This window comes from Endozoicomonas sp. GU-1 (assembly GCF_027366395.1).
GTDB lineage: Bacteria > Pseudomonadota > Gammaproteobacteria > Pseudomonadales > Endozoicomonadaceae > Endozoicomonas.
Map to the genome: position 1 here is coordinate 5,858,824 of NZ_CP114771.1, position 25,388 is coordinate 5,884,211.

The window sequence follows — 25,388 nt, forward strand, 5'->3', positions numbered from 1 at the left end:
AATCCGGCCAGCAGGCTTTGAGGGGGAGGAGGTCGATCTGGTTGCTTTCAGAATGAAACCCTGAACAGCTGGACTTTAAACATCGCCTTGGACCTCAAAATGATTATTAGGTTCTTGAATTGGTGAAATATCATCCTGACTGTTTCACTGATAATTCTGACTATACTTTCATGCTCAAATATAACCTTGAGATGAGGTGTTTATGTCCACTGAGCATCAGGCCGTAGTGGTCAAGTTGAACCAGATTCTGGAGCATGAGCTGGCAGGGGTTGTACGATACAGTCACTACAGCTTTATGGTGTTTGGCTATAGCAGGATTCCCATTGTTGGATGGTTTCGTTCAGCAGCAACAGAAACGCTGAATCATGCCTATGAAGCGGGAGAAATGATCACTTATCTCGGCGAGCACCCATCCCTTGGCATCGGTGGGCTTTTGGAAACCTCAAAACATGATATTCACGACATCCTGATGGAATCTCTGGATTTTGAGAAGCAGGGGGTCAAGTACTATTATGATCTATTGGAACTTGCTGAGAAAGATAAACTGGTGGTGGTTGAAGAGTATGCCCGCCGTTTGATTGCAGATGAAGAAACTCATATAGGCGACATAGATAAAATGCTGAGGAAACCAGGCGAGATCGCCAGCGTCGTTTAGGAATTGTCCCGGAATAACTTCATCATTTTATTGAGTTCGGGAAAATACCGCTGCCTGCTGCCTGCTGCCTGCTGCCCGCTGCCCGCAAAAGCATAAGAGGTTCCAGCTTTTCGGGAAGCGGGCGGCGGGTAGCGGGTAGCATCTGTAGAAATATCGAAGTTATTTCAGGACAGCGACTTAGCTGATATCAATGGCAAATTGCTTCAAAACAGTCAGCTCAATCACCTTCAGTGTATTGATATGGGTCGCCCGGACATAAACAGGAGGTGCTACATTGTTTGCCAATGCTTCTTGCCATCGTGTTGCACACAGGCACCATCGGTCACCGGCCCTGAGCCCGGGAAAGTCCCATTCCTCCCGGGGGGTGATCAGGTCATTGCCCCTGGACAGCGAGTATTGCAGAAATTCATCCGTCATGTGAGCACACACCGAATGCCCCCCTTTGTCATCGGGGTGGGTATGGCAGAAACCGTCCCGAAAAAAGCCGGTAACAGGGTCCTTACAGCAGGTTTCCAGTATCAGTCCAAGCACATTTTGTTGTTCGAAGAATGACTCGGCCATTTATTTGACTCCCATATTTTGTTTATCCGACATTATAGGATAAGAGATCCATTCTACTTTTTTGCATTAATACCTGAAAAGTGCAGTCATTGAGTCAACATCAATGATCTCTGTCAGGATATTCTCAGAATTTTGAACCTTTCGGTACAAAGCACTGTCGAATCACCTACATATTTTATATATGAAAATGGTTGCTTCTCAGTCATGAGTATTGTTCTGGCAGATTCAGGTGTAAGGCTATCCTGCAGTGATGCGTTCTGGTTTCAGTATGAAGGTTACCGGGAAGATACCTGTGTCGTATATTCTGCCATAAGAGCCTTTACTGACACTGTTGCCAGAAATGTAGAAGTAGCCAGAGATAACTTTGTTCAACATCTGGATGTCCATCTCGGAGAGCGTATTGCCAAGCGCATAAGTGAATGGCAGGTCTCCATTCCATTAGCGATTCCGGTAAGTCAGGAAATGTTTGATTATACTGCCGGACCTCACCTGGAAAACTCTCCCAGGGCAGAAGAGTTGTCACAATATTTAAATTCTCTTTTAAATGAAATGACATTTAAAGGTATTACACCGGAGCAATCATTTACTAAAATAAGCAAATTGTATGACCTGGCTCAGGCATTTGCTGATGAAGCTCGTTGCCTGCCTGAAAGCTGGTATCGTTATGGTTCGAAACCCGCTGCCGGATTACCCAGGTTATCCTCTCCCGGCTACTCTTGCAGTGATCCTCGCCATAATCCGGAAGAAGATGTCTGCCTGAGAGAGCAGCGCCTTGGTTATGCTGAAATGCTGCACAAACAAATTATTAATTCAGTGAAAATTATTTTTAAGCGTATAAGTGATTTGTCATCACCATTTAATCAGACAAATACTGATCGCACAGGAGAAGATGAAATCAGGTGTGTGATGAATTTTAGAGAATATTGGTTAGGTAATAAAAAACTGTGTGAACAATTAATGAAAAGTCAGCGTCAGGATATTAGAGCGGGAATAGAGTCTCTGGAGTTGAACAAGGGAATGTTTCCCGTGGTCTAACAGGAAAAGTAACAACGATTTTCCAAAGGCTGCGTTTTTACAGAAATAGAGGGACTTTCTTGATAAAAAATTGGGTCAGGTATTGCCGGTTATAAACTCACTTTCGTCATCACTCTGACATTCTGATTATTCTATGTATCATCACCATGAATTCATTACCCAATACAGCACATTCATTCTCAACAGCATCGTTTAAGAGCCCTGAGAGTTGCCCGGTGCAACCAGGCAAACATTCAAACAATGAAACTCGTCATTCCCCGGGTAGCAAAGAGCAGATAAAGCAGGAATTGCTGGGTGCTTTCAAGGCAGGCACGTTGGGTGCTCGACAGATCTGGATGTGTCACGGGGAATCAGCTCATGCAAGATTCAAAAAAGAGTCGGCTTATCTTGATCATAACGATGAGTTACCAAAAGCGCCAAGACCCGTCATCCTGATTATGGAAGATGTGCCATTGATGTTAAGATCGCACCATGCCACCGTTGGCATTATAAACCCCGGTACTCTGGCTGTTTATAAGAAAAATGCCGGAACATCCAGATTACAGAACAATGCCTTAAAGCCAGACGAACTGCCTGTTAAATGTCTTCCTGACCACAGTTCACTGCGGGAGAAAATGAAGGAGAGAGCTACACGGCTCTGTACTGTTTATAAGCAATCTTCATCAGGTCAGCTGCGCGGGAAAGGCACATTCAAACCGCCTGAATTCAAAGAAAAAGATAATGAAAATTTAACATGTTATCCAGAATGGCTAACCACCGGGTACATAAAATCACAAATCAAGTGCTATCTCACGGTAAAAGAGGCCACTGGCAACAGCATTACCGAACATTTGCAGGATAAACACCAGTTAGAAGAGGTTTTTGGCATTGATTCGTTGCCCTGGATGGTTTATTCCCAGCAAAGCGGTTCAGCAGAGGTTTATTTTGAGGATGAACTCAGTACTGATCATTTAGCACTTAATGAGGCCAAGCTTGGTAATTTTGCGTTATCCCATAACATTTCTGAAGATGCCTTCAGGGGGATGTTGAATCTTCTGCCTATGCCGTTAAAAGCTAAAACCCTCAATCAACACCATCTGCCAACGCTGCAGCATCCATTTCAGGATATTATAACACTGGCAGAGAGCCCGGACTTCAGTCGTGAACACTTACGGGAATTAATAGGCCGGATTTGGAAATTATTAGAGCGGAATGCTCCTGTTCAAACAAAGTTTTTTTACCGGGGGGAATATCAGACAATACTTGATTTGCTGATCCAGTCAGCTGAAATATTATGGTACAGAAATGATTACAAGTTGTCGGATGATCATGATGAACGCCAGGATTCAAGAGAGACAGCTGACGAGGAAAATAGAGTTTTCCAATTAGCCAGTGATCTGGTCAGACGCGGAGTGTTGTCTATTAGTTGGAAAACCGGCCTGAACGTTCTGGGGCAACTTTATTCAATAAGACTTTGCTGTCATTTTGAGGCATTGGGAATACCCTACAAGGGTCACTTATGGTCTACTATGTCTTTTCTGATTGGTCACCGCTCTTTCAATCATCCGGTTGTTATGCTGCAGTTTCATAAACGTTGTCAGAGTTTCAATGCAGCACAACTGCAGGAAGTGTTTATTGTCACACTTCGGGAACCTTTTCAGAGATATTATTGCTATAAGCACTTTAAGGATAATTTATTAGCCCTGTTTTATTATGGTGTACCTGATGATCAAACACTTGGCGCTGTGAGAAAATCAATAGCAAACACCAGTGCCAAAAGCATTAAAAAATCCCTGGGAACGCTTTGCGCAGATGATTATATTTACTGGGTTAAAGAACTCTGGGAACGTCGAGATCAAGAGCCCTTTTATCAGCAGTGGCCAGAAAATATCAAAAAAGGGCAACAAGAAATCGTCGAACTGCAAAAGTCTCTCGGCCTTACCGGCTGTCAGTCTGCCCAGACTGCATCCCTGACGCAACCAACGGAGTTGCAGTTTATCGTTGACGCCTTCAGCCAGCCACCGGTTCTGCCCAATGCCAAAGATAACGAAGAGACCATTCTGAGAATATTACAGCACTATTACCGACGGCCCGGTCCAGAGCGAGTTATCAAATGCCTTGGCAGTGGCACACTGCCTGGGGTATGGAAGCCGGATCACAACTGCTGCCATGTATTGCGGGCCCGGAACAATCTGTTGTGGTATATCGAGCTGCTGGAGAAATTCCATCAGATGCATTTCTCTGAATCTGAAAAGAACCTGCTGTCGCTGGCGATCATCTATCATGACGCCGCAGCGGAAGATGTCCCCAAGCGAGATGAAGAAGCCAGGGCGGCTGGCTATTTCAAACGGGATCTTCAGGGGCAGTATCCACAACAGTGTCTGAAGGAGATTGGCGAGGCACTGTCTCGCAAGGAAGATGACGTACATGGCAAGAGCGACCAGGGTCTGTCGTCATCGGTTCGGCGTTATCTGCATGTACTGCGCTTTGCTGACCGTATGGATTTTATCCGATGCACCGGGATTGACGCCTCGTTCCCGGGATCCTTCGAAGACCGTCAGCAGCCTGGCCACTTTGACGCCTCGCTTTTGGATCTGCCGTCGCAGGTAACCAGAGATTTCACCAATGACCCTGCCCTGAAACCCGACTTTCAACGGCAACTGGAAGCCGCCATGCACGGTGCCGCTGATCTGCTACAGGTTACTGGCAATAAGCGTGAAGACTGTCGGCCGGATTCCTATGTCCAGACTTACCAGCTTGAACCTGATGAAGCAACGATCACCGAGAAATTTGAACTGACGCCCTTGCCACTAAAGAACATGGAAAAATATCTGGACGATAATGTCCGGCGCTATATTGCCAGCCGTGCAGGCATTCACACCTGTAAAAGCTCTGACCATAAAGGTTGCAAAACTAATTGCCGAAAGGGGGTTACCCGTGGCATCCACAATAGCTTCCATGATCTCAGGCAAGTCAGAGTGCCAACAGGGATGACCCGTCTGGAAAAGATGCAGTGTCGCCAGGGTTTCAGTTTATTAAGTATGGAAACACAAGGTGCCATCGCTCAAGAGGTGCAACGACTGCAATTGAAGGGGATACCTATGAGCCTCGGCACATTAACCCAGGAAACCCTGAAATCACCTCGGGCAAAAAGAGTACTTGCAAAAAGAGGATTTGCCGTGGTCATTCGGAAGCGCTTCAGGGGATACAATGACAAAGGGGGGATAAAAATGCAGAAAATGCTGGTACCTCTGCCGATTCGTCCAAACCATGAGACTGCTGTCTAGGAGGCTGTCTGAGAATAGCGCCCGTCTAGGCGACCCCGTAGCGAGGATGGCAGAAAATTGAGGATAAAAATTTCGTTTTGTGAGGTGAATAGCGGGGCTATTTGCCGAACAAAACGAAATTTTAGACCAATTTGCTGCCACCGCACGACTGCATGGATGCAGGAGCTAGAGCAACGCAGGAGCAGTTGCCGGTAGGGCAGTCTATTCTCGGACAGGCTCCTAGTAAGGCATTGGGCCAGAGTAATGGCGTGTCGTGTTTATGGGAAAAATTTTTCCTTAATTAGTTCGTTTTTCAATAAATAAGGCATATCCAAAGAAGATATTGTTCGTTTATCAAACACATCATCCAAACGCCTCTTGCACAAACTTTCCAGACTGAGAGGGGTTTCCCGGGGGTTGTAGCCAAATTTCCGGGTGACTGTGTGGATAACATGCGGAGCCTGGCTTCTTTCCGGACAGGCTCCGTAGTAGAGCAGTTCAAAAGCAATTTTCCAGTATCCTCTCTGGTTGGCCCAGAACAGAGGAGTACCATCTCCAACTCCATGACTATGAACATCCGCATTATGCCGCAACAACAACAGCACCAACCGGTAATTTCCTGCAAAAGCCGCCCTCGTCAAAGGAGTGAAATAACCAGAGGTATGACCATGAACATCCGCCTTATGCTGCAACAATAATTCCACCACCTTGTCATGTCCTGCATAAGCCGCCTGATATAAAGGAGTACCAAGGGCAGAGGAATGACTATTAGCATCCGCCTTATGCTGCAACAATAATTCCACCACCTTGCCATGTCCTGCATAAGCCGCCCGATATAAAGGAGTACCACGGGCAGAGGAATGACTATTAGCATCCGCCTTATGCTGCAACAATAATTCCACCACCTGGTCATGTCCTGCATCCGCCGCCTGAGTCAAAGGAGTCCAATCACCAGAGGTATGACTATGGACATCCGCCTTATGTTGCAACAATAACTGCACCACCTTGTAATGTCCTGCCGCTGCCGCCCGCGTCAAGGGGGCACCATTACCCTTGGCACGACTATGAACGTCCGCCTGATGCAGCAACAATAACTGCACGACCTGGTCATGCCCTGCCGACGCCGCCAGCGTTAAGGGCGTAAGTTCCCCGCAGGTAAGGCTGTGAGCATCGGCACCGGATTGCAACAGCAGTTTAACCAGTTCAATTTGTCCGAAATCAGCCGCTGTGGCCAGAAGGCTGGGGAGAAGGCCACTACTTGGGGCATTGCAATCAGGATCAGCACCGGCTTGTAACAGAAGTTTGGCTAACTCAATATATCCCCGATTGATTGCCCCTCGCAGTGGTGAATAGATACTGAATCTACTGCCGTTAACATTATCCGCATTATACTTCAACAACAATTTTACGGTTTCGATGTCACCATTATCAACAGCTATTCTAAGAAGACCACTCTCGTTTGCCGGGCCTTGCCACTGTGCGCCATGTTTCAGCAACAGCTCCACCACCTCGACATGGCTATAACAGACAGCTGCGCTAAGGGCACCCGACCTGTAATAGCCGCCGTAAAAACAATTAACGTTGGCTCCATGACTCACCAGTAGCCGGGCAATCTCAATATCTCCCTTGCTCGCTGCCCTGCACAGTGGCGGCCACCATACAGAATCATTACTATCAGCGTCGGCTCCCATAGTCAGCAACAGTCGAACGCTTTCGATATGGCCATTCTTGGTAGCCTGAGTCAGAGGCGTTACGCCTCTGCGGGCAAAGCTGTTAATATCCGCCCCATGGGCCAGCAACAGACTTATCGCCTTGACCTGCCCCATTCTGGCAGCCTGGGTCAGGGGAGTCCGCCAGCCTGTGGTATTGCCGTTAATATCCGCCTGGTAATCAAGCAACAGCTGCATAAGTTCAATGTTACCCCGGGCTGCAGCCGTGGCCAGTGGTGTCATGCCTTTGGCATCCCAGTGGTCAACATCTGCCCCGGACTTCAGCAGTAACCTCGCAATGTCCACTGACCCATGCATGGCGGCCCGGGTTAATGGGGTGAACCCCTCTCTGCCGGGGAATCTGCGGGCTTTACGCTGCTTCCGCAAGCCTTCGTTGCGGCCATCAACCTCGGTGCCATTTTGCAGCAGCCATGCCACCATCTTGATATCCCCGCACTCAACTGCACAATTCAGCGGAACCCTGCTGGTAGCGCCGGTGCAGTGTACGACTGCATCACTGCTGTCAGCGGTTCCTGCAGTCAGTCCGTCCGTCTTGACTGCGGGTTGCACGTTCACAGAGCGATTATGATCATGGGGGGGCTGTAACCCGGTGCTGCCGAATACGCCCGGATCGTCGGAGCCAGAGCTACGGGGAATCTGTTTTACATATGTGGGTGAAGCGGTGTCGTCTACCTTATCCGAAGTTCCTGAGGTTCCAGCAGCACCAGCTTGTAGCAAGGCTGGGTAACCATCGGCATTAAGTGGTTGCATGGTAACTTGTCATCTGTCCTGATTGGTGTCAGATTGCTTAGAACAATCACCATGGAAATAAGTTCCGGCTTGTTACCCGAAGTCGGGGGGGGGAGCCCTGATGTGTCAGAAAATAGGATTTCATCAAGGAATTGTCCCGGAATAACTTCATAATTTTATTGAGTCCGGGAAAATACCGCCGCCCGTTTCCTGCCACCCGCTGCCCGCAAAGCACAAGTGGTTCCAGCTTTTCGGGAAGCGGGCGGCGGGTAGCGGGTGGCGTCTGTAGAAATATCGAAGTTATTTCAGGACAGCTCCTTAGTCATCTACTTATTTATTATTGGACATCGACCTGCTGATGAAGGACAGACTCATTTGGATTTGGCTTATGATTAACGATTAGCTGAGAAATTTCCGAATCATTTTCAGGCAGGTCTGATTTAATTCCCGGGTGTTTCAGAAGCACCTTCAGACAGTCCAATCGCCCATTACTTGCTGCGTAGAATATTGCCGTCCGACCTGCATTCGATTGCGCATTCGGGTCGATTTCCTTCTGTGTCAGAAGCTCTTCCAGACACTGCGTTTGCCCTTTTTCTGCAGCATGCATGAGTGCAGTTTTGCCATTATTATCCCTCTCGTCCACCTTAAGGACTTTCATTGCCAGAATTGCTTTGAGGCAATCAATCTGGCCATTTTTTACGGCCACCATTGCCAGTGTTAACCCTTTTGTATTACGAACATGGATCAATGCTTTGGCAAAATTCAGCAGTTCAGTCAGTAATGTCAAATTACCACTGCTTGTTGCATTCAGGATCTGTTGAAATTTTTGCCATGGTTGACGCTCTGCTAAATTATTGTCCTCCGCAATCTGCAATGCGGTTTTAAAGTAAAAACTTCTTGCATTGATGTCTATATTGGGTTGTTTGAGTAATAACGTGGCACAACGTTCATCCTTTCCTTCTGCTGCCAGCATCAAAGCCGTATAGAATCCCTTTTGTTGTGCATTGATCGACGAAGGATCATGCAGAAGCAACGCCTCCACACAGTCTCCATGACCGTTTTTTGCTGCCAGCATTAATGCCGTCCAGCCACGACTGTCAGTCAGGTTTGCGTCAATTTCCGGTATTTTCAGAAGCGCCAGCAAACAGTCCGTATTACCGTTTGTTGCTGCGTACATTAATGCGGTATAACCGGTCATGCTCCACTCATTCGGTTTGATGTTTTTATGTTTCAAAAGTAATTTCAGGCTGCCCGTATGCCCGTTTTGTGCAGCCAGCATGAGTGCAGTAACACCCCAATTGGCATAACCATTCACATCAATACTTTCGTGTGCCAGCAGTAGTTTCAGGGACTCCTCGTCCCCATTTTTTGCAGCCATGATGAGAGCCGACTCGTATTTATTGTTCCGCTTGTTAACGTCAATTCCTTCCTGTTCCAGAAGTAGTTCCAGGCACTCCGTTTGCCCATTTTCTACAGCAAGCATGAGTGCAGTTTTGCCGTCATTATCTGCCTCGTTCACGTCAATGATTTTTTTCTCCAGAATTGCTTTCAGGCAATAAATATTGCCATGTTTTGCGGCCAGCATTACCAGCGTTTTCCCAAATCCATTACGCAGATGAACCCATGCAGTGTTATCTTTTTTATTGGTTGTATTGCTGCCGCTATCGAATTTCTGGAATAAAAACGAGACGCAGCGTTCATTCCCTCCAATGACCGCCAGCATCAACGATGTATAGCCTGCCTTGTTTTTTTCATCGATCGACGACGCACCATGGTCAAACAATTTCTCTACGCAGTCCCCATGGCCGTATCTTGCTGCCACCAATAATGGCGTCCAGTGCTTCTTGTTACGCAGGCCTACATTAATTGTTTGCTCTGTCAGAAGTGCTGTCAGGCACTCCAATCGCCCATTTTCTGCAGCCAGAATAAGTGCGGTATCGCCAATCTTGTCCTGCAAGTTCACTTTAATTCCTTTCTTTGCCAGAAGTAGCCTCAGGTGCTCTGTTTTTCCATATTTTGCAGCTATCATTAACAGCGTTTGACCTTTTTTATTTTTTGAGTTGAAGTCAATAACAGGGTGTTTACAGAGTGTTTTAAATTTTTCTGAGTCAGACTGTACCGCTGAAAACAAGAATTTCTTGAATTCAGTCGTAATAAACCTGGTTGAACTCTTGTGTAAACCATGTTTTAGTAAAAAGTTAATGATGCCAGCCTGTTTCAGTTTAAATGCCCGGTGTAATAAGTCGGTGAAGAAAGTATTGGCATACTTTCTAAGAGATCTCGCAGGCAGATTCGGTAAAAAGCCGGTTGACCCTGCTGCATCATCGTTCAGGGTATTAATGATTTTTTCTAACATAATCTCCTTTATTTGAGGGTCAGATTTAACCGTTTTGTTCCATTTTTCCGATACAGTTTTATCAAGGAAAAACTCAAAAAAATCACTTGGTTTGTTGGCGTTGTTCAAAGCATATTGAAAAAGATTGAAACGTGCTTCATTGGGTAATTTATCAAAATCAACTGTTTTTAAATGACTCAGAGTCAATGTTTGATGGTTATCCCAATCCAGGCTGCAGTTGGCATTCTGTATGAGAGGAGTCTCTGATTTAAAGACCCAAAAATAAAGATTATCCTTCGAGCCAATGTAGGAAGATGGTGCTTCATCTGTATCTGTAACTGTATCTTTACGTTTCTTCGAAAAAAACCGGGAAGAAACTTCGTCATTTTTCTTGCCAATCATAGTGAGTACGTTCGCACTAGGAGTATGATTCAAATAATTATCGATTAACCATACCTGAAATCGCTCCCGACTCTTTGAAAATTCATGGCTCCCATTATCGCAGGTTTTGATGATTGTACCCAGGCTAAGCCCGCTTTTATCACTGGTTTTGAACCTGAGATTTATTGGGGTTATAAAATCCTCTTTAATTCCATCAGTGATTTCATGCTTAAATTCTGAGCTGAGAACAGGACGGGTTAGCCAGTCTTCTTTATTTCGCTTTTTTAAAGAGGATAATAAGTCCTGGTAAAACACATCTGTCAGTTTATTGAGTATTTTGAACTCTGGCATCAGGGATGGCAGGATAAGTTCAAGTCGTCCAATCATATCTGTCAAATCATCGATCTTTACATTGTGACCATAATCTTTAAGGGGGGGCAAATCAAACCGATTACAGAATAAATTGTAAAGTACACTGTGCGTGTGTACTTCATCCCCTATTAAAAATGCATTCTCATTACCGGCACGCTCTTTTATTAGAAATGATTTGATGCAATAATCCAGTAACCCGTGTCGAATCTGCAATAGCACCTTTTGTGGGTCGCGGGAGTTCTCGATGCTGGTAAATGCACTTTGAATGCGGGCACCATTGCCCCCAAGGCAATTGTCTATCCCTTCGAGAAACTCATAAAATAAAGTGCAAAAGCTGTCTCTGTTGAAAGACAATTTATCAGCATCATCAGGATTTTCTGCTTCCAGCTCAAGAAATCGTTCAGTTCGATGAATGATATTATGGAGATAATAACGAGTATCCTTGAATGATACTAGGCTGTCAGGTTTTTTATCATCATCATTCAGATCATTTGAAATCTTTGTGTGAAAGGTATCAATTTTCTCATCAAATTCATTGCTGATTATACGCTGTGTCAAAGCCTTCAGATTGATAATGTCACCCATAAACTGAGTTTTCATTTCGAGGTATATGACAGGTTCATTTATTTTAACATCTTCCAGCTTTCTAAAATCTCCAGCAGGGAAGGTAACGTAATCAGTTGCTTCTTTATTCAGGTTTTCAGTACTTTCTGAGATTAATGGCCTCCGAAATAAAATAGGGTGATACGTTGATATCATTTGTTGTTTCCTATTGATTATTTAATGTAACAGTTCAGTCCTGACAAAGCGTAATTGTATCTTGTCAAAAAGTCATGCCTGGTATGAAACAAAATCGTAACATAATTTTTGTGATTCAGGTACACTGATTATGAAGCATATTCAAGATGTACGGGTTTTTGAGGATATACAAATTTTAGTCACTCTAAATCATAAGTGATTTTTTCAATGAGTTATCATTTAATAGAATTATTTCCACGCTCGCGGGGTTCGGTGACCGGTGAGTAAGTGACCAGTAATGCCTTTTCAATCATGGACTCCGTGCTCAGTTGCTGCTTTTGCTGATCAACATCTGTGAGCAGTTTCGCGCAGGCCAGAGTTTTTAAGGTGCTCATTAATGGAAACGTGCATTGGAAAATAAGTAGGCACCATAAAAGGGGGCTGAATGCTATCATTGGAAAATGATTTTATGCCAGCTTTTCAGCTATCTAAGTAGTTGGCCAGAAAATATGATTTCATTTTCTTAACTACTTATAACGGATGTCTCACGGTATGTACTCAGATAAAGTCGTTATTGTCACAGGTGCCAGTCAGGGTATTGGCAATGCCCTTGCCAGGGCTTACAGGGAGCAGGGGGCTACTGTGGTTGGCTTCGACCTGCATCAACCGGCAACGGGTGATATGGCTTTCTACAGCGTTGACCTGGGAAAACCGGAGATGATTGAAGCAGCCTTTGACAACATTGTTCGCCAATATGGCACTGCACATATCCTGATTAATAATGGTGCCATAAGCCAGTTTAATAAGCCGGTGACTGAACTTACTGCTGCCGAGTTTTCCAGGGTGATTGATGTTAATCTGAGCGGCAGCTTTAACTGTGCCAGAGAGTTTATCAGGCACCATAGCGATAAGCAGTACGGTCGTATTATCAATATTGCGTCTACCCGCTGGCACCAGAATGAACCCGGCTGGGAGGCCTATGGCGCGTCCAAAGGCGGCCTGGTGTCGCTGACCAATACGCTGGCCATATCGCTGGCACAAACGTTCATTACCGTGAATGCCATCAGTCCTGGCTGGATTCAAACTGAAGATTATGATCAGCTGACCGGGCAGGATCACCGTCAGCATCCATCGGGGAGAGTGGGTAAGCCACGGGATATTGTTAATACCTGTCTGTTTCTGACCCATGAAGAGAATGACTTCATCAACGGTGCCAATATCGTGGTTGATGGTGGAATGACAAAGAAAATGATCTATCTGTAATGGCCAAAGCAGGGGTTCAGTTTGTGCCAAAAGACCCTGCCAGACAGGCTCCCCTAAACATCAAGACTGACTGTTGATGATTCTGGCAATATCGGCAGCAGGGCGATAGCCCGGAATAACCTGACCATTTTCCAACACCATGGCCGGAGTGCCGTTAATGCCCATCTGGACACCCAGGTTGTAGTGGTTATCAATGACAGAACTGCACGCTGCCTTATCACCTTGAATTTCTGCACTGATGGACTTGCCGGTTTTCAGGTCGGTTAATGCCTGTTTGCGGTCTACTGAACACCAGGCATCGGTCATCTTGCCATGCACTGGCGATTGCTGGCCACCCCGGGGGAAGGCAAGATAGCGCAGTTCAATACCCAGCGCATTCAGCTGGTCGACTTCCCGGTGCAGTTTGCGGCAGTAGCCACAGTCGACATCCGTGAAGGCATACACAACACCTTTGGTTTCACCTGTCGGTGCAAAAATCACCATATCTTCTTTGTTCAGGGCTTTCAGCAGCCTGGCGTTTTGCTGGCTTTTCACCTCTTCCGTCAGGTTAACCAGCTGGTTACCGCGAACTTCCAACAGATCGCCTTTAATAAAATACTGCCCGCTTTCGCTGCTGTAGATCACAAAGCCACCTTTGAGCATCACTTTGTAGATGCCGGGCATCGGGCTTTTGGTGATCGACTCAATGGGAACGGCGGCATCAAGTTTTTTCAGCTGACGTTCAATCAGGGTCTCGGGGCCCTGAACGGCACTGTCCTTGCCGGAAGCCTCTGCATGGACGGCCACAGACCAGCCAGCGCTTGTGGTCATCATGGCCGTTAACAGAAGCGCAGAGAATTTAGACATACTGATTCCTTTATAGATTCACAAGATAAGCCCGGACATCTCAGGGGCTATCGGCAAGCCGTTCCAGCATTGGAGAGAAGCGCTGGTTAAAACAAGATAGTCTAGCGTTATTTCTTCCTGTTGTATCGCCTGGACACGGTTATCGGGTGGAGAGTTCTAAAAAATAGTGAACAGACGGCCAGATTACCCCCTGGGATGATGTTCACGGAGCAGTTCTGACAGCCTGTGGTTGGCAATATGGGTATAGATCTGGGTGGTGGACAGATCGCTATGGCCAAGCAGCAGCTGGACCACTCGAAGATCTGCACCATGGTTTAGAAGGTGGGTGGCAAAAGCATGTCGAAGGACATGGGGAGAAACGTCGGTGGTGATACCAGCAATCGTATTGTAGCGCTTGATCCGATGCCAGAAGGCCTGCCGGGTCATTGGACGCCCCTGACGACCCGGAAACAGGGTTCGGCTGTCATACTGGTTCAGCAGATCACCTCTTGCCTGTCGTATATATTGCTGCAGCCATGCAATGGCATTCTGGCCCATGGGGACCAGCCGTTCCTTCCGGCCTTTACCGATAATGCGGAGCACTCCCTGTCTGAGATTAATATTGTCCATCTTCAGGTTGACCAGTTCTGAGATTCTCAGGCCGCAGGCATAGAGGATCTCAAGCATGGCACGATCACGAAGACCAATGGCGGTATCGGTATCCGGGCTGCTGAGCAGTGACTCTACCTCTTCTTCTGACAATGTTTTTGGCAATGCCTTGCCCTGGCGGGGCATGTCAATATTGGCCGTAATGTCAGTGGTGATCTGTTCAGATTGCAGCAGGTAACGGTAGAAGGCTCTCAGGCTGGAGATTTGCCGGGCAGTTGATCGTGGGTGATAACCCTGCTCATAACGCCAGCCCAGAAACCGGCGAAGGTCCTCCTCGCTGGCTGAGAGTAATAGCTTGCCGACGTTTTGTGTGTGCTTTTGCAGCCACTCAGAGAAGAGCAGCAGGTCCCGTTGGTAAGCTTCACGGGTATTTTTGCTGAGCCCTCGTTCAAGCCAGAGGTGTTGTAAAAATGCCTGTATTTCCAGAGAAGCGGGGGTTGGCATGGCAATCAATAGATCCAATATCGTACGATAGTGTAGATAATATCAGTTCTCTTTGTATAGAGCCTCCCGGGAGTTTTGTGTTGCCGTCATAATCAGTTAATCAAATGAAAACGTATTGCCTGACCAGATGACCGGTCACTCCCGGCAACTGATCCAGCATCTATGCAGTCGTGCGGCGTTTTAACGCTTGTCTTATTTTTCCTGTTTTATATTATGATTTTCTTCCATACTTTTTTGGTCCTTCTTCCTTCATGTTTATATTCAGCGATGCCTCAAAATCTTCATAGACAGACTCAACTGGATTCAGGCTTATGATTAACCATTAGCTGATAACTTTCCGAATCATTTTTCTGTTTAGCCAGGTCCAGTACTTTACTATCAATTTTGATGTCAGGATGTGAAAGTAAACACCTGATACAACCTGATTCGCCTGCAAATACTGCCAGCATCAAAGCCGTGTAGCCGTGATTCTTTTGTGTATTGATTGACGAAGGGTCATGTACAAGCAATGCCTCAACACAGTCCCCATGACCGTATCTTGCTGCCGACATTAATGGCGTCCAGCCATCAATGTCTGGCAAGTTTGCGTCAATTCCCTGTTTTTTCAAAAGCGCCAGCAAACAGTCCGTTTTCCCGTTCCTTGCTGCGTGCATTAATGCGGTCCAACCGGTATTGGACTGGGCATTCGGATCAATTTTTTCCTCTCTCAGAAGCTCTTCCAGACAATTCGTTTGCCCATATTCTGCAGCATGCATGAGTGCAGTTGTGCCCGTTTTATCCCTCTCGTTCACGTTAATGACGTTCATCGCCAGAATTGCTTTGAGGCAATCAATCTGGCCATTTTTTGCGGCCACCATTGCCAGTGTTAACCCTTGTTTATTACGAACATGGATCAATGCTCCGGCAAAATTCAGCAGTTCAGTCAGTGATGTCAAATTACCACTGATTACTGCATCCAGGATCCGTTGAAATTGTTGCCATGGTTGACACTCTGCTACATTATTGGACTGCGCACACTGCCATGCGGTTTTACCGTATTTATCTGTTGTGTTGATGTCTATATTCGGTTGTTTGAGTAATAACATGGCACAACGTTCATCCCCACCATCTGCTGCCATCATCAAAGCCGTAGCGCCATCTTTGTTTCGGGCATTGATCGACGAAGGGTCATGTACAAGCAACGCCTCAACCCAGTCCCCATGACCATTTCTTGCTGCCGACATTAATGGCGTCCAGCCATTAATGTCAGGCAGGTTTGCGTCAATTCCCTGTTTTTTCAAAAGCGCCAGCAAACAGTCCGTTTTCCCGTTTCTTGCTGCGTACATTAATGCGGTCCAGCCTCTGATGTCCCGCGCATTCACTTTGATGTCTTTATGTTTCAAAAGTGCTATCAGGCTCTGGGTATGCCCGAGTTGTGCAGCCAGCATGAGTGCAGTAACACCATGTCTGGCCCGACAATTCACATCAATTTTTTGGTGTGCCAGAAGTATTTTCAGGCACTTCGTTCGCCCACGTTTTGCCGCCATGATGAGAGCAGTCTTGAGGTTGTTTTTCTGCTTGTTAACGTCAATTCCTTCCTGTGCCAGAAGTAATTCCAGGCACTCCGTTTGCCCAAATGCCGCAGCCAGCATGAGTGCAGTTTTGCCGTTATTTTCTACCTCGTCCACATCAATGATTTTTTTCTCCAGAATTGCTTTCAGGCAATAAATATTGCCATATTTTGCCGCCAGCATTGCGAGCGTTACCCCAAAAATATTACGCAGATGAACCCATGCAGTGTTATCGTTTGTGTTGGTTGTATTGATGCCACTATCGGATAGTTGGAATAATAACGAGACACAACGTTCATCCCCTTTAATTACCGCCAGCATCAACGCCGTATAACCCTCCCTGTTTTGTTCATTGATCGACGACGCATCATGGTCAAGCAATGCCTTTACACAGTCCCCATGACCGCATCTTGCTGCCGCCATTAATGGCGTCCAGCTATTCTTGAAACGCAGGTCTACATTAATTTTTTGCTGTTTCAGAAGCATCTTCAGACAGTCAGTTCGCCCGTGTTTTGCAGCGAGCTTTAATGCGGTCCAACCGTCATTGGACTCCAGATTCAGTTTGATATCGTCACGGGTCAGAAGTAACGTCAGACACTCCATTTGCCCATTTGCTGCAGCCAGAGAGAGTGCGGTATAGCCATTCATGTCCTGCACATTCACTTTACTTCCTTTCTTTGCCAGAAATAGTTTTAGCTGCTCTGTTTTGCCATATTTTGCCGCTATCATTAACAGCGTTTGACCTTGTTCATTTTTTGAGTTGAAGTCAATAACAGGATGTTTGCAGAGTATTTTAAATTTTTCTGAGTCAGACTGTAATGTTGAAAACAAGACTTTCTGGAATTCAGCTTTAATAAACCTGGTTGAACTATTGTGCAAACCATGTGTTAGTAAAAAGTCAATGACACCAACTTGTTGCAGTTTAAATGCCCGATGTAATAAGTCGGTGAAGAAATTACTGGCATACTCTTTAAGGGATTCCTTGGGCAGGTGTGGTAAATAATCGGTTAACCCCCGGAGGACCGCTTTATCGTCGTTCATGATTTTAGTAAATTTTTCGAACATGATCTCCTTTATTTCAGGGGCAGATTCAACCATTTTGTCCCATTTTTCAGCTGCAATTTTATTAAAGAAAAACTCAAAAAAATCACTTGATTTATTGGAGTTGTTCAAAGCAAATTGAAAAAGATTGAAACGTACTTCATTTGGTAAGCTATAAAAATCAGCTGTTGTTAAATGACTCAGAGTCAGTGTTTGATGGTTATTCCATTCCAGGTTGCAGTTGGCATACTGTATAAGAGGAGTTTCTGATTTAAAAACCCAAAAATAGAGATTATCCTTCGAGCCAATGTAGAAAAGTGGTGTGTTATCTCTATTTTTCTTCGAAAAAAACCGGGAAGAATGTGCTTTATTTTTCTTACCAACCATAGTGAGTACGTTCGCGGCAGGAGTATGATTTAAATAATTATCGATTAACCATACCTGAAATCGCTCCCGACTCTCTGAAAATTCATAGCTCCCATCACTGCAGGATTTGATGATTGTCCATAGGCCGAGCCTGTTTTTATTATTGGTTTTGAACCGAAGATTTATTGGGGTTATAAAATCCTCTTTAATTCCATCAATAATTTCATCCTTCAATTCTGAGATAAAAACAGGACGGGTTAGCCAGTGTTCTTTATTTCGCTTTTTTAAAGAGGATACTAAGTCCTGGTAAAATACATCTGTCAGTTTATTAAGTATGTCGAACTCCGGCATCAGGGATGGCAGGATAAGTTCAAGTCGATTAATCATTTCTATCTTATCATTGAGATTGACATTGTGACCAAAATCTTTAAGGGGTTCCAAACCAAACTGTTTACAGACTAAATTGTAAAGTTCACTGTGCGTGTGTACTTCATTCCCTAATCGAAATATATCCTTATCATTGGCACGCTCATTTATCAGAAATAATTTAATGCCATAATCCAGTAACCCGTGTCGAATCTGCAACAGAACCTTTTGCGGGTCACGGGAGTTCTCGATGCTGGTAAATCCACTTTGAAGGCGGGTACCATTGCCCCCAAGACAATAGTCTATCCCTGAAAGAATCTCATGAAACAAAGTGCAAAAACTGTCTCTATTTAAAGATAATTTATCAGCATCATCAGGATTTTTCGCTTCCAGCTCAAGAAACCGCTCAGTTCGAGTAATTATTTTATGGAGATAATAGCGTGTATCCTTGAACGATATCAGGCTGTGAGGTTTTTTATCATCACTTTTCAGGTCCTCTGCAATCTTTGTGTGAAAGGTATCAATTTGATCATCAAATTCATTGCTGATTAAACGCTGTGTCAAATGCTTTAGCTTGCCAATGTCAGTCAGAAACTGGGTTTTCATTTTGATGTAGCTGACAGGTTGATCCATTTTAATTTCTGCCAGTGTTCTAAAATCACCATTAGGGAAAGCAACGTAATCAGTTATTTTCTCATCCAGGTTTTCAGTGCTTTCGGACAATAATGGCCTCTGGAATAAAACAGGGTGATATTTTGGTATCATTTGTGCCTTGCTCTTGATTATTCAATGTGACTATTTAGTCCCAATAAAGAGTGATTGCATCTTATTAAAAAATCATAACATGTTGGCGTAATACAGGCGCGCTAATTATGCACCATATCCGGGATTTACGGGCTTTTGAGAATGCACAAATTAAATCTATTTTATATCAGTTGATTCAGGGTATTGGTTATGGAAACGAGCATTGGAAAATTAGCAGAAACCATAAAAGGGGGCTGAATGCAATCATCGAAAATGATTTTATGCCAGCTTTTCACTTTGTGCCAGGAGAACCTGCCAGGTGGGCTCCCCCATACATCAAGACTGGCTGTCGATGATTCTGGCAATATCGGCAGCAGGGGGTGGCATGGCGATCAATAGATCCAATATTGCACGATAGTGTAGATAGTATCAGTTCTCTTTGCACAGTTAAAGATGGAACCACGAAGGACACGAAGAACACAAAGAAGAGATTTTATTTCCTTCGTGCTCTTTGTGTCCTTCGTGGTTCCATTCAAAAGCCATTGAAAATGGAGGGATAAGCCTAATGTCCACCCTAAGCAGCACCCATGCAGTCGTGCGGTGTTTTAACGCTTTTCTTATTTTTCCTGTTTTATATTATGTTTTTTTCTTCCATTCTTTTTCGATCCTTCTTCTTTTCATCCTTTATGTTTATATTCAGCGATACCTCAAAATCTTTTAACTCATTTATACCTTTCCCATAAAATTCTGAAGGTGTACCACCACGGCTGTGTAAATCCTCCCCATTTGATTTATTGTATTTCTTATAATTTATTATTGGAGGTATGTATTTCCCCCCAGCGCACATTGCTCCCTGGCTCTGTGGCCAGAACTCATCTTCTATTTTTCCCCGACCTTCCTTCAAGGTGCATCCGTGTTTGATTAATTCAATCAGTGTTTCTTGATTGTTTTTGTGCGCTGCATAATGGACAGGCCTGGCACGTAGATTAGTCTCTATGAATTTTGCCGCACCAAGATCATTTATCAGGTACGAGATAAGTGTATGTTTGCCCAGATAACATATCAAATGAAGCGCGCAGGTACCATTAACAGATATTGTTTTATTTATGTTGGACATATTTTTCAATAACAATTTACTGATATCATCGTTGGCATGTGTGAAAGAAAAATAAAGCAAAGAATGTGTTGCGTATTTACAACGTATGTCCGAGACGGCTCCAGCATTCAATAATTTTTCAGTAGTGTTAATATTATTGTTTTTAACACTGGAATAAAGTGCGGTTTGTGCGTAACTAATCCGGCCCGGCTTCAGATTCGATAATAATGCATCTATAACCTGATCGTTCAAATTTAACTCACATGCAGTAGTAATAGGGGTATTACGTTTGGAATCTGACACATTGACATCAATGCCAGGTTGTTGGCAGAGAAAAAGTATGGCGTCCTGGTTGTTCATGCGAACAGCCAGACTAAGAGCGGTATCACCATTTCTCATGCGAGCGTTAATATGAATACCGTCCAGCTTACAAAGCAATTCTAACACTGCCCACTGATTATTTAAGGCAGCCAGAAGCAAGGGATGAATTAATACATCTGGATCATGTGGATCTCTCAGAGAGTCAATCATTAATTGGGGCTGAGTTTGTTTCAGGCGTTTGATAGTGTCTAAATCACCTGCCACGCACGCATCATAGTACGTTATATTGAAATCGTCACGGCTAAGTGGTGCCTGCGTTATAGTTGCTAGTGCTGATGCCCCGCAGACGTCGTCCGGATCGATATTTTCAGGATTCCTGTTTGTTTCATCACCACTTCTATGTGTGTTGGCAAAGCCAGAATGATCCGTGCCCGGTATAGGCTGTTCAGGTGCAGGTAGCGCACTTGGTGTAGTGTCTGTGGAAGCAACAACTTCGGTTGTTGTTTCAGGTTTTTCTGTAGGCAGTAATTGTAATTTTTGTACTAATTTCTGGAATATTGTTGTTGCTTTTGTATCTTTTCCTTTGTTTTTAATTCCATGTTTCTCCTCATAGTTTATCATCTGTACTTTATCACCTTCAAAAATTTCCAAAGGTGTGCCACCCTTATAAAATAATTCTTCTCCGTTTGATTTATTTGCCCTGGTAAAGTCTATTTTTTGGGTATGACGACCATTAATTATTTTCTTTTTCCAGAAGTCTTTTTCTATTTTTCCTTTTCCTACAAACAGGGTGCATCCATGATCGATTAATCTGCGCAATGTTGTTGCGTTATTGGCATGCGCTGCATAATGAACTGCCATGGAACCGTATTTATTGGTCAAGGATTTAGAGGCTTTGCGCCTATCTATCAGGTAAGTAATGATGTCATCTTTGCCTGTTAAAGCAGCAAGATGCAGCACACGGGCCTCGGCTTTGGATATTTTTTGATTTATGTCTGTCAAACAACTCAATAACAAAATACTAATCTGATCGGAGGCATTTGTGAAAGAAAGGTAAAATATGCTGTCCTTTCCATCACTATGCATCGTGTCAACAGGTGCCGCGCCGTTATATATTAATATTTCAGTGGTTTTCAGATTGTTGTTGTTAACGCTATGGGAAAGTGCAGTTTCACCATTTTTGTTCGGGCCCAGGTACGGCTTTTTTTCCAATAATGTTTGTAAAATACGATGATCTGAGTTTTTTTCACAGGCTAAAATAATCGGTGTGGAACCGAGGCTGTTTTCCACATTTACATCAATGTTTTGTTGTTGACAGAGAAAGTGTACGGCTGCCCCCTGGTGATTTCTGATGGCAAAGTGGAGAGCGGTATTTTTTTCAGGCCCGCAAGCATTTACATCAATATATGGATTTTGGCAGAGAAATTTTAACACTCTCGTCTGATTACGTTCGGCAGCCAGATGCAGGGGATGAACTGATATTGTTGGGTTGTCCGGATGCGTCAGAAAATTATTCATTGACTTGGGATCAGCAGCCTGGAACAGCTGTACAATTATCTCTAAATCATCACTCAGACAGGCATGAAAGAATATATTATTGAATTCATCCGGATTTAATGGCTTGGCAGTGATGGGTGGCAATGCACATGCCCCTTCAAGGTAGTCCGGGAAAGGATTTTCGTTAATCTCGTCTTCTTCTGGTCGGGGCATGACCATGTTTGTCTCATGACCTCGAAACAAGGGGAACAGCTGATCATACGTTGGCAGATTGTAATATGAACCGTCAGACCTGTGGGGGTAGTCTGGCGGTGGATCTGACGGTAGTTGATATTCATCAGCAGTATCATGCCCGGTTTCTTGACCGCAGGGCGGGATAGTCATCGTGCTATCACCTGGATGCGGCAACATGGTTCTTTGCCCGATGCTCATCGCCTGAGGAGGGGGCGATTGTGAATCTGGCAGATTAGCAAAGAGTGAGTTAGCAGATGAACTTTCGTAAATGTGGTGGTTTTCGAAGTCACCTGAATTCCCGAGAGCACCATTATCAGTATTAGTGGTTGTGTCTGGAATTTGATTCTGTGGATTTGTTGAAGTAGCAAAGGAAACTGTATCTGTAACAGTAGTAACCGGATTGCCAACGGAGTAGTACATGGTACATGCCTTATGTCTAATTGGGTATTTCCAAAGCCTGTTTCGGTTTCGTTGTTGGCCTTTGAATTTCCTGATAGCGCACCACTGTAGTACTACTGTTGGGATAAGCCATAAGAGAATCTGAAATGCCGTGCAAAAACTGAACGTTAACGAACTTTGTTAATTAATGCCTTTGTTCAGACCGTAAAACTAATCAATAGTTCAAATGCTGCTTTCTTGTAAGTTCTCAGAAAGTGCTGACATAAAGCAAAATACACGTCTCTGGCCTATCCTTTTACACCATGAATTTTCCTTTTCCTGCAACCAATGTCCAGCATGACCATCCAGGCCAAAAAGTCTTGGATTATCTTGCTCAGCTCCAGCAGCACAACACATTGCTCAAGGAGTCGCTGGCTTTGTCCCAGAAAGCATTGGCTCTGTCCCAGAAAGAGAACGTTCTCCAGAAGGAGTTGATTGCCAGGCTGCAGGCACAAGGCGTTCAGCAGCAAGAGCAGATCACTCAGCTACAGGAGAAAGTTGAAGCCCTTGAGGCTGAAATCCGCCGTCTTAAAAAGCTGCCTCCCAAGCCTGACATCAAACCAAATACCAAGCCCCCTGATGACTCAGACGGCCCTCCCGGTACTCCACCGGCAACCGGTCAAGGTGATGAAGCTGACCCGGATGATGTCCCAAAACATAAGGTCAGCAAACCGGATGAAAGTACTCGTAATCAGCGCAAGCAACCCACAAAGCCACCGCCTGAAAAGAGCATACGTGTCCCGGCCTGTGGTGTTCCTCCGGGATCTACCTGGAACGGCACTACCCCATTCTATGTACAAGATCTGGTGATCAAGCCAACCAGTGTCGAATATCTGCTTGACCAATGGATAACACCGGACGGGAAAACAGTCACTGCCAAGCCTCCAGCGAATTTGCACGGGCACCATTATGGCCCGACATTGCAAGCCTACATTCTTCACCAGTATTTCGGTTGTGGTGTTACCCAACCGCAGCTGCTGGAATGGCTCTGGGATATTGGCCTCTCCATCTCGCCGGGGGAACTGAGCAACCTGATCACTAAAGGGAATGAGCAGTTTCAAAGTGAGAAGGATGAGATCCTGGTCGCAGGCCTTCGTTGCTCAAGCTACATTCAGACAGACGACACAGGGGCAAGGCATCAAGGACAAAATGGTTACTGCACCATCATCTGTAATGAGTCGTTTGCCTGGTATGCCACCACAGGTAGCAAAAGCCGGGAGAATTTTCTAAGCCTTCTGCACCGGCCTTTTCGGACGTACGCGATGACAGGGAATGCCCTGGACTACCTGAGGACACTCAAATATCCCCAAAAGTGGCTGCGTGTACTCCAGCCATACGTTGGAGTGACTTTCCTGAGTTATGAAGCCTGGAAGGCCTGCATGAAAGAGCATGGCCTGACAGGCAAAAAACGCCTGCAACAAGCCAGTGAAGCCTTGATCTATGCCAGTTTGATAGAACATGGCTTAGGGCATCTGACAACCTTCAGCGATGGCGCACAACAGTTCAATGTGTTCAAACACGCCCAGTGCTGGGTACATGCAGAGCGGTTGCTGTACAAGGTTCATCCTGTCAATGAGCAACAAGCCAGTGCCCAGAAATGGTGCCGGACATGGCTCTGGGCGATTTATGATGATCTGAAAGCCTTCAAGGCTGAGCCTTCCAAAGAGAACGCCATGAAGGTACGACTAGGCTTTTTAGCCCTAATCCAGACACGCACAAATTGCAGGGCTCTCCAGCAAGCGCTCTCAGGCCTTGCTGTCATAGAAAAAGAGCTGTTGCTGGTACTGGAAGACCCAAGCCTTCCGTTACATAACAACCTGAGTGAAAGCCTGATACGAGAATACGTCAAGCGTCGTAAGATTAGCGGCGGCACGCGGAGCGAAGCAGGACGGCAAAGTCGCAACACCTTGCCAGTCTGAAGAAAACGTGTCGCCTGTATGGTCTTTCATTCTGGGACTATCTGACAGACAGGTTAAATGGAGCAGCGCTGTTCCCGAGGCTGGAGAGTTTGATTGAAAAAGCTTCCCAGATTCTATCCTGTGGGCTTTGCAGCAGTTTTTGAGAAATTACCTCCGTTCGTCCTGAGCGGAGCCGAAGGGTGCTCAGGGTGAACGGAGATTGTACATATCAAACTCATGATGCACTATGCACACCATTGCTACTTGCATAGCACCTGAGTAATGAGTTTTAAATCACTCAAATATATAAGTTCTAATAGGTACTCATATTTTTCTCAAAATTTTGATAAATGGGTTTGTCTTTTTCCTCCCCTCTGGGGTACGCAATTCTGTCTCTAGTTTTACTCCTTCTTCCTTCAGTTTTTCTCCTTCCAAATTCAGTTTATTCAGTTCTTTTTTTAATCTTTTCAGTTGTTTTTTTCCTTTACTTGTTTCCTTTTCTTCCTGTTTTGTTTGTTTTTGTTCATTTCTTTTCTGTTTCTGTTTTTCTTCTATGTATTGCTTATGCTGTTTTTGTCTTTCCTCCATTCTTGCTTTGTCCTTATTTTTTTCTTTATTTATGTCTATATTTAGTGATTTTTCAAAGTTTTCTAACTGAGTTATATCAAACATTCCATAAATCTCTGAAGGTGTACCACCATGGTAGTATAAACGACACGCATTTGGTTTATTGTAACTTTTAAAATCTACAGTTGGAGGCACGTGTCCAGCCAAAAAAGAATAAAATCCATTATTTTTCTTTCGCCAGAAATCGTCTTCTATTTTTCCAGAACGTTCGTTCAAGGAACATCCTAG

At 44.9% G+C, this 25,388-nt stretch carries 14 protein-coding genes; 5 read left to right on the forward strand and 9 right to left on the reverse strand.

Annotated features, from left to right (window positions below; all coding sequences use genetic code 11):
• Positions 1 to 202 precede the first annotated feature (202 nt).
• The gene (locus O3276_RS24620; RefSeq protein WP_101748767.1) at positions 203 to 655 is read left to right on the forward strand and encodes a ferritin-like domain-containing protein; all 453 of its coding nucleotides are present in this window, start codon (positions 203 to 205) and stop codon (positions 653 to 655) included.
• Positions 656 to 832: 177 nt separating this feature from the next.
• On the opposite strand, the gene O3276_RS24625 is transcribed toward O3276_RS24620, so the two are convergent.
• Complete coding sequence (locus tag O3276_RS24625) at positions 833 to 1,216, reverse strand: DUF2237 family protein (protein WP_269673672.1); 384 nt, start codon at positions 1,214 to 1,216, stop codon at positions 833 to 835.
• A 132-nt stretch (positions 1,217 to 1,348) separates the two neighbouring features.
• Here O3276_RS24625 and O3276_RS24630 point away from each other — a divergent pair, with 132 nt between their 5' ends.
• Complete coding sequence (locus tag O3276_RS24630) at positions 1,349 to 2,251, forward strand: hypothetical protein (protein ID WP_269673673.1); 903 nt, start codon at positions 1,349 to 1,351, stop codon at positions 2,249 to 2,251.
• A 146-nt stretch (positions 2,252 to 2,397) separates the two neighbouring features.
• A complete protein-coding gene (locus tag O3276_RS24635; RefSeq protein WP_269673674.1) occupies positions 2,398 to 5,517 on the forward strand; it encodes a hypothetical protein in 3,120 nt (1,039 codons plus the stop codon).
• 257 nt (positions 5,518 to 5,774) lie between these two features.
• On the opposite strand, the gene O3276_RS24640 is transcribed toward O3276_RS24635, so the two are convergent.
• The 3 genes from O3276_RS24640 to O3276_RS24650 form a co-directional block, all read right to left on the reverse strand.
• The gene (locus tag O3276_RS24640) at positions 5,775 to 7,976 is read right to left on the reverse strand and encodes an ankyrin repeat domain-containing protein (RefSeq protein ID WP_269673675.1); all 2,202 of its coding nucleotides are present in this window, start codon (positions 7,974 to 7,976) and stop codon (positions 5,775 to 5,777) included.
• A 316-nt stretch (positions 7,977 to 8,292) separates the two neighbouring features.
• Positions 8,293 to 11,802, reverse strand: a complete 3,510-nt coding sequence (locus O3276_RS24645) for an ankyrin repeat domain-containing protein (protein WP_269673676.1) — start codon at positions 11,800 to 11,802, stop codon at positions 8,293 to 8,295.
• Between the two features lie 215 nt (positions 11,803 to 12,017).
• Positions 12,018 to 12,176 carry a hypothetical protein gene (locus O3276_RS24650; protein WP_269673677.1) on the reverse strand — a complete coding sequence of 53 codons (159 nt, stop codon included), beginning with the start codon at positions 12,174 to 12,176 and terminating at the stop codon, positions 12,018 to 12,020.
• Positions 12,177 to 12,333: 157 nt separating this feature from the next.
• Here O3276_RS24650 and O3276_RS24655 point away from each other — a divergent pair, with 157 nt between their 5' ends.
• Positions 12,334 to 13,044: an SDR family NAD(P)-dependent oxidoreductase gene (locus tag O3276_RS24655; RefSeq protein ID WP_269673678.1), complete on the forward strand. Its 711-nt coding sequence runs from the start codon at positions 12,334 to 12,336 to the stop codon at positions 13,042 to 13,044.
• A gap of 60 nt (positions 13,045 to 13,104) precedes the next feature.
• On the opposite strand, the gene O3276_RS24660 is transcribed toward O3276_RS24655, so the two are convergent.
• The 4 genes from O3276_RS24660 to O3276_RS24675 form a co-directional block, all read right to left on the reverse strand.
• Positions 13,105 to 13,890 carry a thioredoxin fold domain-containing protein gene (locus O3276_RS24660; RefSeq protein WP_269673679.1) on the reverse strand — a complete coding sequence of 262 codons (786 nt, stop codon included), beginning with the start codon at positions 13,888 to 13,890 and terminating at the stop codon, positions 13,105 to 13,107.
• Positions 13,891 to 14,073: 183 nt separating this feature from the next.
• Positions 14,074 to 14,982 carry a site-specific tyrosine recombinase XerD gene (gene xerD, locus O3276_RS24665; RefSeq protein ID WP_269673680.1) on the reverse strand — a complete coding sequence of 303 codons (909 nt, stop codon included), beginning with the start codon at positions 14,980 to 14,982 and terminating at the stop codon, positions 14,074 to 14,076.
• Positions 14,983 to 15,275: 293 nt separating this feature from the next.
• A complete protein-coding gene (locus tag O3276_RS24670; RefSeq protein ID WP_269673681.1) occupies positions 15,276 to 19,028 on the reverse strand; it encodes an ankyrin repeat domain-containing protein in 3,753 nt (1,250 codons plus the stop codon).
• 652 nt (positions 19,029 to 19,680) lie between these two features.
• The gene (locus O3276_RS24675) at positions 19,681 to 22,617 is read right to left on the reverse strand and encodes an ankyrin repeat domain-containing protein (RefSeq protein ID WP_269673682.1); all 2,937 of its coding nucleotides are present in this window, start codon (positions 22,615 to 22,617) and stop codon (positions 19,681 to 19,683) included.
• Positions 22,618 to 22,955: 338 nt separating this feature from the next.
• On the opposite strand from O3276_RS24675, the gene O3276_RS24680 reads away from it, so the two are divergent.
• Positions 22,956 to 24,554 carry an IS66 family transposase gene (locus O3276_RS24680; RefSeq protein ID WP_269673683.1) on the forward strand — a complete coding sequence of 533 codons (1,599 nt, stop codon included), beginning with the start codon at positions 22,956 to 22,958 and terminating at the stop codon, positions 24,552 to 24,554.
• A gap of 303 nt (positions 24,555 to 24,857) precedes the next feature.
• Here O3276_RS24680 and O3276_RS24685 read toward each other — a convergent pair whose 3' ends face one another.
• Positions 24,858 to 25,376, reverse strand: coding sequence for a cell envelope integrity TolA family protein (locus tag O3276_RS24685; RefSeq protein ID WP_269673684.1), 519 nt, complete (start codon positions 25,374 to 25,376; stop codon positions 24,858 to 24,860).
• Between the last annotated feature and the right edge of the window lie 12 nt (positions 25,377 to 25,388).

Excerpts from the sequence above, each read along its gene's own strand:
- O3276_RS24660 (WP_269673679.1), bottom strand. The coding sequence starts at position 13,890 with ATGTCTAAATTCTCTGCGCTTCTGTTAACGGCCATGATGACCACAAGC.
- O3276_RS24635 (WP_269673674.1), top strand. The coding sequence starts at position 2,398 with ATGAATTCATTACCCAATACAGCACATTCATTCTCAACAGCATCGTTT.
- O3276_RS24640 (WP_269673675.1), bottom strand. The coding sequence starts at position 7,976 with ATGCAACCACTTAATGCCGATGGTTACCCAGCCTTGCTACAAGCTGGT.
- O3276_RS24645 (WP_269673676.1), bottom strand. The coding sequence starts at position 11,802 with ATGATATCAACGTATCACCCTATTTTATTTCGGAGGCCATTAATCTCA.
- O3276_RS24625 (WP_269673672.1), bottom strand. The coding sequence starts at position 1,216 with ATGGCCGAGTCATTCTTCGAACAACAAAATGTGCTTGGACTGATACTG.
- O3276_RS24620 (WP_101748767.1), top strand. The coding sequence starts at position 203 with ATGTCCACTGAGCATCAGGCCGTAGTGGTCAAGTTGAACCAGATTCTG.
- O3276_RS24650 (WP_269673677.1), bottom strand. The coding sequence starts at position 12,176 with ATGAGCACCTTAAAAACTCTGGCCTGCGCGAAACTGCTCACAGATGTT.
- xerD (WP_269673680.1), bottom strand. The coding sequence starts at position 14,982 with ATGCCAACCCCCGCTTCTCTGGAAATACAGGCATTTTTACAACACCTC.
- O3276_RS24655 (WP_269673678.1), top strand. The coding sequence starts at position 12,334 with ATGTACTCAGATAAAGTCGTTATTGTCACAGGTGCCAGTCAGGGTATT.
- O3276_RS24675 (WP_269673682.1), bottom strand. The coding sequence starts at position 22,617 with ATGTACTACTCCGTTGGCAATCCGGTTACTACTGTTACAGATACAGTT.